Annotated in this window: 1 protein-coding gene; it reads right to left on the minus strand. The window is 44.4% G+C overall.

The window, feature by feature from the left end:
* Positions 1-306, minus strand: a 306-nt coding sequence (locus PZE06_RS27705; RefSeq protein ID WP_275792359.1) for a glycoside hydrolase, incomplete at both ends; no start/stop codon positions are given.

Genomic DNA, 306 nt, shown 5'->3' on the forward strand with positions numbered 1-306 from the left:
GCTGTATCCGTCGCCTAACATACTCCACTCACTTTGCCATATTTCTACATCATATTGTTGGGCTGCTTGGGCCAGTTGTTTCCGGACATTACGCATACCATCCCATGTGCCATCTGTCCAGTAGCTGTGGCCGCAGATAAGTTTCTTTACATGAGTCAGGTTGCCTATATAGGTGGAAGTTCCAGGTGTGAAAAATGCTGAAAGTACGTTACTATGGGCGGCATCATTCTTAAATTTGTAGAGATATTCATAATCTCCAGATTCCCCTGGAAGAATATCAATAGAAAGACCGGCAGAAGTGATGGC

Origin of the sequence: Robertmurraya sp. DFI.2.37 (genome assembly GCF_029211245.1) — a bacterium.
GTDB classification, from domain to species: domain Bacteria; phylum Bacillota; class Bacilli; order Bacillales; family Cytobacillaceae; genus Robertmurraya; species Robertmurraya methanolica_A.